Origin of the sequence: Paraflavitalea devenefica (genome assembly GCF_011759375.1) — a bacterium.
Lineage (GTDB): Bacteria > Bacteroidota > Bacteroidia > Chitinophagales > Chitinophagaceae > Paraflavitalea > Paraflavitalea devenefica.
Genome location: NZ_JAARML010000003.1, coordinates 762,896 through 774,735 on the forward strand (window position 1 = coordinate 762,896; position 11,840 = coordinate 774,735).

The 11,840-nt window shown below is 49.6% G+C and carries 9 protein-coding genes; 7 read left to right on the top strand and 2 right to left on the bottom strand.

Going from position 1 to position 11,840, the window contains the following annotated elements; all coding sequences use genetic code 11:
• Window positions 1–458: 458 nt before the first annotated feature.
• From HB364_RS21400 to HB364_RS21415, 4 genes are all read left to right on the top strand, one after another.
• Window positions 459–2,846 carry a TonB-dependent receptor plug domain-containing protein gene (locus HB364_RS21400; RefSeq protein WP_167290357.1) on the top strand — a complete coding sequence of 796 codons (2,388 nt, stop codon included), beginning with the start codon at window positions 459–461 and terminating at the stop codon, window positions 2,844–2,846.
• Between the two features lie 3 nt (window positions 2,847–2,849).
• A complete protein-coding gene (locus tag HB364_RS21405) occupies window positions 2,850–3,788 on the top strand; it encodes a DUF4249 family protein (protein WP_167290358.1) in 939 nt (312 codons plus the stop codon).
• Between the two features lie 221 nt (window positions 3,789–4,009).
• On the top strand, window positions 4,010–4,480 hold the full coding sequence (locus HB364_RS21410) for a (2Fe-2S)-binding protein (protein WP_167290359.1): 471 nt from the start codon (window positions 4,010–4,012) through the stop codon (window positions 4,478–4,480).
• A gap of 32 nt (window positions 4,481–4,512) precedes the next feature.
• Window positions 4,513–6,711: a xanthine dehydrogenase family protein molybdopterin-binding subunit gene (locus HB364_RS21415; RefSeq protein ID WP_167290360.1), complete on the top strand. Its 2,199-nt coding sequence runs from the start codon at window positions 4,513–4,515 to the stop codon at window positions 6,709–6,711.
• Here the strand turns inward: HB364_RS21415 and HB364_RS21420 are convergent.
• Both HB364_RS21420 and HB364_RS21425 read right to left on the bottom strand, forming a co-directional pair.
• Complete coding sequence (locus tag HB364_RS21420; RefSeq protein WP_167290361.1) at window positions 6,708–7,163, bottom strand: YhcH/YjgK/YiaL family protein; 456 nt, start codon at window positions 7,161–7,163, stop codon at window positions 6,708–6,710. The two genes, HB364_RS21415 and HB364_RS21420, sit on opposite strands and share 4 nt — an antisense overlap.
• Window positions 7,164–7,272: 109 nt before the next feature.
• Window positions 7,273–8,559: a vanadium-dependent haloperoxidase gene (locus tag HB364_RS21425; protein ID WP_167290362.1), complete on the bottom strand. Its 1,287-nt coding sequence runs from the start codon at window positions 8,557–8,559 to the stop codon at window positions 7,273–7,275.
• 195 nt (window positions 8,560–8,754) lie between these two features.
• Here HB364_RS21425 and HB364_RS21430 point away from each other — a divergent pair, with 195 nt between their 5' ends.
• The 3 genes from HB364_RS21430 (at window position 8,755) to HB364_RS21440 (ending at window position 11,834) form a co-directional block, all read left to right on the top strand.
• Window positions 8,755–9,162, top strand: a complete 408-nt coding sequence (locus tag HB364_RS21430; RefSeq protein ID WP_167290363.1) for a BlaI/MecI/CopY family transcriptional regulator — start codon at window positions 8,755–8,757, stop codon at window positions 9,160–9,162.
• 17 nt (window positions 9,163–9,179) lie between these two features.
• Window positions 9,180–10,835, top strand: coding sequence for a M56 family metallopeptidase (locus tag HB364_RS21435; RefSeq protein WP_167290364.1), 1,656 nt, complete (start codon window positions 9,180–9,182; stop codon window positions 10,833–10,835).
• 93 nt (window positions 10,836–10,928) lie between these two features.
• Window positions 10,929–11,834, top strand: a complete 906-nt coding sequence (locus tag HB364_RS21440; protein WP_167290365.1) for a hypothetical protein — start codon at window positions 10,929–10,931, stop codon at window positions 11,832–11,834.
• The last annotated feature ends 6 nt before the right edge of the window (window positions 11,835–11,840 follow it).

The window sequence follows — 11,840 nt, forward strand, 5'->3', positions numbered from 1 at the left end:
GATCTTTCTCCGCAGCGTCTTTCGCCGCATTGTCCGCCGGACTTGTCCCGCATCAGCGGGAAACTTCAGTGAAGGCGGCTGGGGACGCTGCGGAAGGCTTAATGAATAAGGAAGGATTAAGAAAACGATAAGTATTGCAGATCCCTCAGGGGCTGTTTCCCAAAAAGAGACAGCCCCTTTTGCTTTTTAATCATTCCTTCAAGCCACCTTTTCCTCTATTGAATTGTCAATCATCCTGTTCACCCCCGTTACCTTATTAATTACTTAACTACAATCAATATTATGCCGTATACCCTACCCATTGCATCACCGCAATCTCTGGCATCCTTGTTGCCGCCACACCTCGTTGCCCCGATGCCTTTATGCCTTGTTGCCTTTTCCACTCAATCCTCCGAATCCAATAAATCCGGGTTCAGACATTCCAGCTAAGCAACTAATTTTTTAACTTAGAGTAAGGCATGAGATCAGTGACCAAAAACTACTACTTTATCCGTTACCTCGTGTTGGTTTTCCTGGTGTGGGGATGGCAGGCAGGACGTGCACAAAACCATACTTTGACAATACAGGTGGCGGACAGCGCACAGATTCCGGTGGGCAATGCTACTATAAAGATCAATAAGCAGGAAAAAGTGGTTGACTCATCCGGGAACATTGCTCTCCACCTGGCTTCCGGTTTACATCGTATTATGATCACAGCCGTTGGGCATTATTCAGCTTCATTGGTTATTCCGCTCTATAGCGATACTTCCGTTAAAATATTATTAAGATCACGCGAAAGCCTGCTGAGGAATGTGGTAGTAACGGCCAGCCGTAATCTGCATCGCAACCAGATGAGCACCCAGTCGCTCAACATAGAACAAATAAAAAAACTGCCGGTTATTCTGGGAGAAGTAGATCCGCTGAAAACCATTACCCTGTTACCGGGTATTAAAAATGGGGGAGAGGCCAGCGCGGGGATCTATGTGCGGGGTGGCGGGCCCGATCAGAACCTGGTAATGCTTGATGGCATACCGGTATACAATCCCAATCACCTGCTTGGTTTCTTCAGTATATTCAATGGAGATGCTGTTAAGAACATGGAAGTCATCAAGGGTGGGATACCCGCTGAATATGGTGGTCGTTTAAGCAGTGTCATCGCAGTGGAAACCAGGAGTGGCAGCAGGGATTCCCTCAAAGGCAGTGGCGGTATCGGGCTCATCTCTTCCCGGGTGTCGTTGGAAGGACCACTTGTCAAAGGCAAATCTTCTTTCATACTCAGTGGCCGTCGTACCTATATAGACCAGGTAGCGAAGCTGGTTGCCCGCGACAGTATTGGCAACAATGGTTATTTCTTTTATGATGTTAACTTCAAGGCCGATTACCTCATCAATAAAAACAATGCGCTGTACCTTACCTTCTACCTGGGCAAGGATGATTTTACTTTTATGGATAATGATGATGACGGGCCCGAAAGAGAGTTTAACGCAATATGGGGCAATACCATCCTGGGACTTACCTGGAAGCAACAGTTGAATAAAAAGCTGAAGCAGGAGTTATCGGCCGTACGCAATGACTTCAACCTCGATAGCCGGGTGGCCTTTGGCACCAGCGGTTTTCTCTTCGCTTCAGGGCTTACCGATTATCAGCTAAAGAATGACTGGACCTATTCTCCGCAGAACTGGATCAAATGGAAATGGGGCTGGCAATACACCTGGCATGCCTTCAGGCCCGGCGCCGGAAGTTCCAGTGCAGGTGTACAGGAATTTAAATCCACCATCCATGATCAGTATGCCAGGGAAGCGGCCGCTTACCTCAGTACCGATCTGAACATTACGCCCCGGTTAAATGTCATTGCCGGATTGCGTTATAGTTACTTTAACCAGATAGGCCCTACAGAGCGGATACTCTATGATCCGGAAGGCGTGCCCACCGGAGAAACAGAACGTTATGCAAAAGGGCAGAGCATTGCCCGGTATCATTATCCCGAGCCACGCTTCAGCGTATTGTACAGGTTGCCCGAAAAAGCCTCCCTGAAACTTTCCTATACCCGCACCATTCAATACCTGCACCTGGCCACCACCAGCGCGGCTACTTTCCCCAGCGATCTGTGGGTGCCATCGGGCAAACTCATTCACCCCGCCAAAGCAGAGCAGGTAGCAGCCGGGTATTTCAAAGACTTTGGCAACGGGGCCTATGAAATGAGCGTAGAAGCTTACTACAAGACCATGTCGAACCAGTTGGAGTTCAGGCCCGGCGCACAACTATTGCTGAACCAGAATATGGAGGGAGAGATGATCTTTGGCACAGGAAAAGCTTATGGACTTGAACTTTTCCTGCAGAAAAAAACAGGCAGGCTCACCGGGTGGATCGGTTATACACTCAGTCGTACCGAACGCACTTTTCCCGACATGAATAATGGAAAAGCATTTCCTTACCGGTACGACCGTACGCATGATGTAAGCATTGTAGCCAATTATACACTAAGCAAAAAATGGGAAGCGGCGGCTGTGTTTGTGTATGGTACAGGTAATGCGCTCACCATGCCCACCGGGCGGTTTGCGTACAGCCTCGGTATCGATGGCGAAGAGCGGGAACCCATCTTTACCAGCATTAACCAATACGATAAGGTCAATGACTACCGCATGCCTGCCTATCATCGCATGGACATTGCTTTTACTTATACTCCTAAGCCGAACAGTACCAAACGGTTTAGAAGTAGCTGGAACTTTAGTCTGTACAATATATATAACCGGTATAATCCTTACTTCATCTACCTTGATGTGGATGAAGATGAACAAACCGTTAAAGGGAAAAAAGTATTTCTTTTTCCCATCATACCGGGTATTACCTGGAACTTTAAATTTTGAGGTATGAGGGCAACAGTACGTAAAGCGGAAATCAGGGTAGTAATAGTGTTCATCGCAATGGCAGCGCTTGTTTCCTGTGAGCGGGATTTTAATATTGAATTGAAGAATAATAAGCCCCAGCTCATTGTGGAAGGATACATCAATAACCTCATGCCTTCGTATAATTATGTGGTATTAAGTCAAAGCAAGGGCTTTTATGATCCTGGCTTTGAGAACATCCCTGTTTCAGGAGCCATAGTAACCATTACAGAAGGGGTACTCTTGTCCAATAATCAATACCAGTGGGATGAAACAACTACCCGCGAACTGAAAGAAGCCCGCCTTCCTCAATTGAGGAATAGCGCCCTGCCTGGTTTTTATTTTGATCCGAAACTGGCAACCGACTCGACCAAGGCACTGTTGGGTAAGCCCGGTAAGCATTACCTGTTACAAATTGAAACGGCCGGCAAGCGGTACACCGCCACAACGGCCTTATTAATGCCCGTTGAGATAGATAGCCTCAGCAGCGGATTTTATTATATGGATGATGATGAAGAGAACGATACCATTGTGGAGAAAGCCCGGGTCACCGTTCATTACAAAGATCCCGATACCATTGGCAATACCCAACTGCATTACTGGAGAAGCTGGAATGTCCGGAATAATTTCGGATGGGGCGGCTTAAATACCAATCGTTACACAACAGTGACCGATGAACTGGTGAACGGGCAATACATTCATTTTACCCAGCCCAATGGGTTTTATAAAGGGGATACCGTTCACTACATGCTCACCAGCGTGGAAAGGAAAGTGTACAACTTCTGGGATAGCTTCAATAAAGCCAGGAGGAACGATGGCCCCTTTTCTACGCCGGTGACGTTGAAAAATACCATTGAGGGAGAAGATGTTACTGGTTGCTTCAGCGGTTTCAGCATCAGCATGAAAACCATCATAGCCCACTAACGCTCTGCGAGCCTCGCAACCTCCCCACACTCGCTCGCCTCTGGCGAGTGAGGCTATTTCCGGGCCTCTGGCCCGTCGAAGTAAACGCCCCACCGGTCGAAGCTTTTTCCCCTGGCCTGTAATTTTAGTAACTTTAAAACGACTAACGCTCTGCGAGGGCTTGCAGCCTCGCAGCCCTATTTCCGGGCCTTTGGCCCGCCACCCGTATCAAATATAGTAAGATGGAAAAAACAGTTGTCCTCAACGTCAATGGGAAGGCATGGTCGTTAAACATTGACCCGGAAATGCCCCTGCTCTATGCACTCAGGAACAACCTGCAGCTCAATGGTCCCAAATATGGTTGTGGTTTGCACCAGTGCGGAAATTGCATGGTGCTGATGGATGGCAAAGCACAGCCTTCCTGCATGATGCCCTGCGCTGCCGCCGCTGCCCACACAATCACCACCCTCGAAGGGATCGGCAGCGGATCATCACTGCATCCGGTGCAAAAAGCCATCATTGAAGAACAGGCGGCGCAGTGCGGATACTGCCTCAATGGCGTTATTATCTGTGCCAAAGCCTTGCTGGAGGAAAATAAACATCCTTCGGATGCAGAAATACGCGAAGCCTTACAGCGGGTGCTTTGCCGTTGCGGTACGCATACCCGTTTCATCAGCGCCATCAAAAAGGCGGCGGCTGCCAATGCCGGTTAATCATTGACCACTCACCACTCACATCCCATACCATGCCAGCTCACCATTCCAATCAACCAGCCAACCAGGGAAGAAGGAACTTTCTCAAAAATACCGGCCAGTTGCTCATTGGCTTTAGCCTTACACAGGCGCCTTTTGCAGTACACGCAGAGGGGATGCCCTTCGCAACACCACGCGTGGAGGAAGATAGCATCAACGCCTGGATCAGGATAGACGCCGAAGGAAACGTAACCGTGCTCACGGGGAAAACAGAATTGGGGCAAGGTATCAAAACGGCCCTTATGCAAATGGCCGCCGAAGAGCTGGATGTGAACATGAAGCGCATAAGGATCATCATAGCCGATACCGGCCAGACGTCCGACGAACGGTATACAGCCGGCAGCGCCTCCATCGAAGGCAGTGGTAGGGCCATCCGGATGGCTGCCGCAGAAGCCAGGAAACGGTTACTGGACATGGCCGCCGGAAAATTAAACGCACCGGTAAGCGGACTGACCGTAAAAGACGGCATCATAACTGCCACGGCTACCGGACAGTCCATCAGCTATGGCGCTTTATTAAATGGTAAATCCATAGAAGGGGAAGTAACGGGCAAAGCGCCCCTCAAAGACCCTTCCACCTATACGCTGGTAGGCACTGCCTATCCCCGGGAAGACATCGTGGCCATGGCCACCGGGCAACCGGTATATGTGCAGGACCTTCGCATGCCTGGTATGTTACATGCCCGTATACTCCGTCCACCTGTGTATGGCGCCACACTCACAGCCTTACCCGAAAATAAATTGACCGGGCTGGCTGGCATCATAAAGCTGGTGAGGAACGGAAGTTTTGTGGGCATCGTGGCGCAGGAAGAATACCAGGCCGTCAAAGCGTTGCGGGTATTGCAGCAATCGGCCACCTGGAATAAACCACCATTGCAGCCGATGCTGCCCGAACTATTTAATAAAATGGCAGCGCAAACAGATAATGGCGAGATAGTAGAAAAAAATGATTCGGTAGATCCGGCTATTGCGGCCGCTGCCGTACAACATGAAGCAGTATATAAACGTCCCTACCAGATGCATGGCTCCATGGGCCCATCCTGCGCCATGGCGCAGTGGAAAGATGACCAGTTAATGGTATGGTCGCACACCCAGGGCGTCTATCCGTTAAGAAGCACCCTGGCCGATCTGCTCAGCATACCAGAGTCAAAGATCAGGGTAATGGCCGTGCCTGGCGCTGGTTGTTACGGGCACAATGGCGCCGATGATGTAGGGGCCGATGCGGCCCTGCTGGCCATGGCCGTGCCGGGAAAACCGGTGCGGGTGCAGTGGATGCGGGAAGACGAGCATACCTGGGAGCCGTATGGTTCGGCCATGCTGCTGCGTTTGAAAGGCGGGCTCGATGCACAGGGCAACCTGCTGGCGCTGAAAACAGAGCTATGGTCTGATACGCACATCGCAAGGCCCGGTGGCCGCGCAGGGCATTTCATCGCAGGTCGTGACCTGGAAAAGCCTTTTACTTTTTCACCCGGCCGGTTCTCCGGAGGTAGTTACCGTAATGCTGTGCCGTTGTACAATACACCGCGGCAGGTGATCCTATACAATTACAAAGGCCCGCTCCGCACCTCTGCCTTAAGAAGCCTCGGGGCTTATGCCAACATCTTTGCCCTCGAATCTTTCATAGATGAACTGGCACATAAGGCTGGTAAAGACCCGGCTGCCTTCAGAATGCAATACCTGAACGACGACCGTGCCAAAGCAGTTATCCAGCTACTGATAGACAAAACAAATTGGAAGGAGCGTATTAGTAAAAAAGGAGCAGGCCTGGGGATTGCCTTTGCACAATATAAAAATGAGGCCGCTTACTTTGCTATTGTGGCAGAAGTGCAGGTAGACAAAACAGCCCGGCAATACCGGCTGGTAAAGCTCACCGGCGCAATAGAAGCAGGACAGGCCATCAACATAGATGGTATAAAAAATCAAACCGCTGGCGGTATGATCCAGTCTGCCAGTTGGACCATGCTGGAATCAGTGCGTTATAATGCGACGGGCATTCAAAGCAGGAACTGGGATACCTATCCCATTCTGCGGTTCAATGCAGTCCCCGATACAGAAGTATTCGTCATCAATAGACCTGAATTACCACCGTTGGGCGCAGGCGAAGCAGCACAAGGCCCCGTCGCCGCCGCCATTGCCAATGCTATCTTCCATGCCACCGGCACCCGCCTCCGCGAATTGCCGCTGAAACTTTAAACCACACTCACTTTAATCACCACCTTCTTCACCGGCGAAGGCTGCTTCACCATAATATTAGGCATGTGCAGGTCTGTAGGATAGAAAATCGCAAACATCCCTTGCTCCAGCTTCGAAAAAAAAGCAGGAGGCTCTCCAAACAGCCAGTAGTCGGATGATTCATCATATGCTTTGGCAGGCGCCTGCTGGCGCAGCCAGTCATGACCAATCAATTCCTGGCCGCTTACGATATACTGTACATCAATATACTTTTTATGCGCTTCCATCTTTTCCCCGGAAGCAGGAACAGTATCATACTCATTCACAATGGCAAAAATAGCCGTACCATCAATCTCATACTTACCCTTCGGTACCTGTGTAAAATCTGTTTCAGTAAGGTACTGGAATGCTTTTACGAACCTGGGGCCCAGATTATAATACAGGATCGCATTTTGTAAAGTGTCAATAACCATGCTTGATAAAAATTATATGGACCAGCAAGATACTTCAGGGAAAGCAAAGAAATAAAAAGCGCCCGCTGCAATTTATTATAATGCAACGGGCGCTGGTAGAAAATATGCCTTACTTTTTATTGATCGGTTTCAGGTAATGAGCTGTCGTCCATTGGCCAATCTTATTGCCCAGTTCCTGTCCGGCAACGCAGGCAAAGCGGAAATGGATGCCTGCCATCACCCGGGAGTCAGCATTTTCATTGGCTGCCTGACTGAAACTTTTAAAACCTCTCGTAGCGCCATCAGGGGAAGCCGTAGGTGAGCGCATGGTAAAAGAAGTATAATCGCCATAAACATAGGCCAGTACGGTAGCGGCGGCATTACCCAATGCACTATGCGTAGAAGGATAATCCTGGATCGGTGGTGTAGGTTCAGCCGGCTCCCAAAGAAGGTCTGGTGTAGTGACTGCATTACCATCGGTATCAGCTTCCCGTATGGCTGTAAAGGGACGCCACAAATTATAGTGCAGTTTGGAATCCCAGCCGGCTGTATAGGCGTCGGCTATGGCAAAATTCAGCAACGCGAATAGCCGTGCGGTGGCAAAAAGACCTGTCTTCTTGTCCTTGGCTACATTGCGTGCAATCCGGTTCCAGCCAATTTCAGAAGTTTCATACCAGTACTTTGCATAAGAGCTTTGCTCCGCAGTACGGGTAGCGCTGTTGATAGATCCTACCTGCTTTACTTCATTAAAAGCAGTGGCATAAGCATCGCTGGTGAGCGCAGGCGGGGGCGGACAACGGAACTGCGATTTTGTTTGTAACGACCATAACTTACTGTCCTGCCAGAAAGGAGCGAAAATAAACGTAAAGGGCGGCACCACTTTATAATCTCCGGGCTTAACGGCAGGCGCCGGCTGCCCTACAGGATCCTCTGCCCCATTATGGTTATAATTCAAGGCAAGCAGCGCATCAGCAGCTTTTTCACCCAGTGCAATACCGGCTGTTTTACTGGCCGATGGCGGAATGCCTGCTAAAGAACTGTTCAGGGCAGAATCCAGGAAGCTTGCCCGGCTGGTAAAAGTAGCCTTCAATACCCGGTGTGCTGCCGACGCAGCAGCAGCCACGGGATGGGCGTCACGATCTTTTTCATGGAAAGCAAAAATTTGATAGCGGGCACGTGTTGCATTCACGGCATCATGCATGGCGGCATGGACCATGGCATACACGCGCGATGTCAGCAGGCTGTGGGTATTGGCCTTACCACCCGTTGCTTCAAACGCTACTTCATTCCACACAAGGATTACGTCATTCGGAAGATCATCGGCTTTGGGTGAAGGATCTTTGTCTTTTGAACAGGAGGCCGCCAACAGGGATAGCAAAAAGACGGCAAGAGCTAAAGGGTTCATTTTTTGTTTCATGTACTATACTATTAATTAAGTGAGGTGCAAAATTCTAACAGTACAGCAACAAAATCAATCACCTCAAATGGTAGATGACTCACCCCATAGGGGGATGCAATATTTACAATGTTAATAATCAGCTAAAAAAGCCTCCTGCTAAAAAAATAAAAGGTATTTGTTATAAACGTACGTTTTTTATCGTACCTTGGTGTTATGAAAGTCAGGAAAGACAATAGCAGCAAAGAAACAGTGCCTACCAGGTCGGAAATGGACGTACTGCAGATACTCTGGCAGCATGGTCCTTCTACTGTTCGTTTTGTACATGATCTGCTCAATGAGCAGAAGGAGGAAGGGGTACAGTACACGTCTACCTTAAAACTCATGCAGGTAATGGCAGAGAAGGGTATGCTTACGAGGGACGAATCCAGCATGAAACATATCTATAGTGCAGCACTGGAAGAAAGGACCACCAAGGGCACCATCCTCAGCCGGTTTGTGGATTCCATGTACGATGGTTCCGTCAGCAACCTCATGGTGGCCTTGCTGGGCAATGATAAAACCTCTAAGAAGGAATTGCAGGTGCTCAAAGAAATGTTGAAGAAACTGGACGATAAAGCATAAACACTAAAAGCAATACCATGAACTGGCTTTTTGTTGATGGGTCCATTATCAGGCAGGGCATACAGGCATTTAGCTGGATGCTCATCCACTCCCTTTGGCAGGGGCTCCTGCTGGCCATCCTCGCAGGCATGGTTATGCTATTTACCAAAAAAGCCAGGGCCATTGTACGGTATACCATCGTTACCGGCCTGTTGGTGACCTTTTTGGCAGGTTGTGGTTTTACCTTCCTGTATGAGTGGAACCACCAGCAGGCAGCAGGAACTGCTTCTTCCATCGCTGGCGCATGGGCATCCCTCACCGTCTTACAGGACTACGGCATCCATCACTGGCCTGCTGCATTTGCCCGGTTCTGTTCCGGCAATGCCATGCTCATTGTCATTAGCTGGTTCATCGTGTTCAGTATAAAGTGCTGGCAAATGGGCCGGGCATTTGGGTACGTACGCCGCATCAGAACAGCAAATCATCAACAGCCTGGCGCTTATTGGGAGAATAAAATCGCAGCACTCACACAGCAATTGCAAATAAAGAGAACAGTCATCCTGCTCGAATCCGGCATCACCAAAATACCGGTGGTCATTGGTCACCTGAAACCCGTTATCTACATGCCCCTGGGCCTGCTGGCGCAGTTACCGCCCGACCAGGTAGAAGCCGTGCTCCTGCATGAACTGGCGCATATCCGCCGCAATGATTACCTCATCAACCTCTTCCAGAACCTGGCCGAAACCGTCTTCTTCTTCAATCCCGGCCTCCTCTGGGTATCCTCCCTAATAAAGCAGGAAAGGGAGCATTGCTGTGATGACATTGCACTGGGCCATACCGGCAATAAAAAACAATTCATACAGGCCCTGATCAGCTTTAAAGAGCACGTATTATATGGAAAGAATTACGCCATGGCATTCCCTGGCAGAAAAAATCACCTGCTGCAGCGTGTCACACGGCTCATTCAAAACAGGAACAACTCCCTGAGTGGCGGAGAAAAAATATTTTTAGTGGGCAGTCTTTTTATATGCTTTGTCCTGCTGGCGACAAGACCGCACATAGGGCCATCGGCAAAGCAGGTAGTAGCAACAACACAAGAACGCCATAGCCCGGCAGAAAGCTTTACAACGATCAAACAATCTGAAGAGCCTGTAGAGAAAAAAACAACAACCAGCAGCAGGAAACAAAAAGACAATGCCACCCTTGCAGAAAATAGACAACTGGTAATAAAAAGTGTACAGGAAACAGAAGCGCTGTACGACATACACACGCACCCCATTCCATACGAACAACAGGTGGTAATGGCCCCTCCGCAACAGGAGGAGCAGCTCACACAGGCAGAGAAAGACAGGCGGCAGGCTGATCGTGACCGTGAGCAGCACGAAAGGGACAAGCAACAGGCCGACCGTGATCGCCAACAAGCGGAAAAAGACAGGCAACAAGCCGAAATGGACCGCCTGCAGGCAGAACGCGATCGTCAACAGGCCGATCGTGATCGCCAACAAGCTGATCGCGACCGGCAGCAGGCAGAGAACGACCGTCAGCAAGCTGAGCGTGACCGTATCCAGGCAGATAAAGACAAGGCACAGGCTGAACTCGATCGCCGGCAGGCCGCCCAGGACCGCCAGCAGGCTGAGCGTGACAGGATAAATGCAGAAAAAGACAGGGCAGCCATGAACAAACGTACCAGCTAAGACTATTTCACAATCCCATACAGGCATTCTAAAAAATTCACCAGGCGTGAAAAGGGAAAGTATTGCCCATTCTTAACATCAAAAAAAGAGAACATGAAAAACAAAATGGTAACCGTAAAATTGGTAGCCCTGGCCATGGCCCTCGCAGTTACTGCGGCACAGGCACAAACAAAACCCACTACCCGTACCAGCACTACCAGGTCATCCAACACCTGGATGAATGTGGAATCTGATTCAGCAGATGATCCCAACAAGCGCATCACCCTCTATAGGAACGGGGATGTGTACAAGATCAAACTCGTCAATGAAAAAATTACAGAAATGTACATTGACGATAAGAAAATTCCTGAAGAAGACTTCCCGAAATACACATCCATGGTGAAGGAAATATTGGATCAGATCAAAAGGGACCGGGAGCAGGCGGAACGCGATCGTCAACAGGCAGAGCGGGATCGCCAACAGGCCGACCGCGATCGTATACAGGCGGAAAAAGACCGGCAACAGGCTGATCGTGACCGGCAGCAGGCTGATAAAGACCGTGATCAGGCAGAACGTGATCGCCAGCAAGCTGAGCGTGACAGGGGGCAGGCAGAAAAAGACCGTCAGCAGGCTGATCAAGATCGTATACAGGCCGGTAAAGATAAAGAGCAGGCCGAAAATGATCGCAAGCAAGCGGATCGCGACAGACAACAGGCAGAGCGTGACCGTCAGCAGGCAGACAGAGACAGGGCACAGGCGGAAATTGACCGCAAGCAGGCGGAGGAAGACCGCAAGCTACTCGCTGCCTTCATTGACGACCTCATAAAGGAAAAAGTAGTAGCCAGCAAAAATGAGCTGTTTGTAGTGCAGCTCTCCGATGAATCATTGATCGTAAATGATAAAAAACAACCCGCGGAGTTACACCAGAAATTCAAAGCCAGGTACCTGAAGACACCCGGCGCCCGCTTCACCTTCACGAATGGTAACGGAAGAAGGATGATGTCTGTAGATAGAGAATAGTAAATA

What these genes read in the sequence shown, in the direction of transcription:
- HB364_RS21400 (WP_167290357.1), top strand. Translation starts at nt 459, where the DNA reads ATGAGATCAGTGACCAAAAACTACTACTTTATCCGTTACCTCGTGTTG.
- HB364_RS21405 (WP_167290358.1), top strand. Translation starts at nt 2,850, where the DNA reads ATGAGGGCAACAGTACGTAAAGCGGAAATCAGGGTAGTAATAGTGTTC.
- HB364_RS21410 (WP_167290359.1), top strand. Translation starts at nt 4,010, where the DNA reads ATGGAAAAAACAGTTGTCCTCAACGTCAATGGGAAGGCATGGTCGTTA.
- HB364_RS21415 (WP_167290360.1), top strand. Translation starts at nt 4,513, where the DNA reads ATGCCAGCTCACCATTCCAATCAACCAGCCAACCAGGGAAGAAGGAAC.
- HB364_RS21420 (WP_167290361.1), bottom strand. Translation starts at nt 7,163, where the DNA reads ATGGTTATTGACACTTTACAAAATGCGATCCTGTATTATAATCTGGGC.
- HB364_RS21425 (WP_167290362.1), bottom strand. Translation starts at nt 8,559, where the DNA reads ATGAAACAAAAAATGAACCCTTTAGCTCTTGCCGTCTTTTTGCTATCC.
- HB364_RS21430 (WP_167290363.1), top strand. Translation starts at nt 8,755, where the DNA reads ATGAAAGTCAGGAAAGACAATAGCAGCAAAGAAACAGTGCCTACCAGG.
- HB364_RS21435 (WP_167290364.1), top strand. Translation starts at nt 9,180, where the DNA reads ATGAACTGGCTTTTTGTTGATGGGTCCATTATCAGGCAGGGCATACAG.
- HB364_RS21440 (WP_167290365.1), top strand. Translation starts at nt 10,929, where the DNA reads ATGAAAAACAAAATGGTAACCGTAAAATTGGTAGCCCTGGCCATGGCC.